We start from the raw sequence: 586 nt of genomic DNA, 5'->3' as shown, positions 1-586 counted from the left end.
CCTGACAAGAAGGGCGGAGCGAACTCCGCCCGGATAGGATTAGCGGTCAGAGCAGGCTAATCTTGCCGCCACCTCCTGATTTCCGTTTCTTATTTTTAATTCACAGAGCAGCCCGTGATTAAATAAGGAAAAAACCAGCACTGTTATGCAAACAACTAATATGCATGCCAACAGATAGCGTAGTGGCTTCATGCCATTTACTCCTTGCCTTGCGGCGAGTAAGCGGCTATTCTCAACTTGTCTGGAGTTGAGAGATAGCCTCGGGTTAATAGGAATATTGCCCGGGGCTTTTCTCTTTCTGCCTTTTGTTCAGTGATGTACTTAAGACAGAAAGCCTTAAGCACCCGCCGGATATATTAATGACCCGGTAATAAAATACCAGATAAATTAAAATGTAATTTCTGGGATCCTGTTGCATAAATTTTGTAGGCCTGTCGCAGTGCGGTGTTTATTTATTCATGCCGGTTTTTATTAAGCGTTCCGTTAACGGTTTTGATGAATATACAGGATCAGGGAAAGGGAAATGAATGAAAATGGGTGCGTTAAGGACTCATTGCCTGACAAGAAGGGCGGAGCGAACTCCGCC

General features: G+C 44.7%; 1 protein-coding gene. It reads right to left on the bottom strand.

Going from position 1 to position 586, the window contains the following annotated elements:
• Positions 1-39 precede the first annotated feature (39 nt).
• Positions 40-192 (bottom strand): Hok/Gef family protein, encoded by a 153-nt coding sequence (locus GV764_RS21295; protein ID WP_161662056.1) that lies wholly within the window; start codon positions 190-192, stop codon positions 40-42.
• Between the last annotated feature and the right edge of the window lie 394 nt (positions 193-586).

Origin of the sequence: Atlantibacter hermannii, assembly GCF_009907385.1 — a bacterium.
Lineage (GTDB): Bacteria > Pseudomonadota > Gammaproteobacteria > Enterobacterales > Enterobacteriaceae > Atlantibacter > Atlantibacter hermannii_A.
Note: the sequence above shows the minus strand (reverse complement) of the source record. Positions and strands in the feature narration are given on the sequence as shown.

Excerpts from the sequence above, each read along its gene's own strand:
- GV764_RS21295 (WP_161662056.1), bottom strand. The coding sequence starts at position 192 with ATGAAGCCACTACGCTATCTGTTGGCATGCATATTAGTTGTTTGCATA.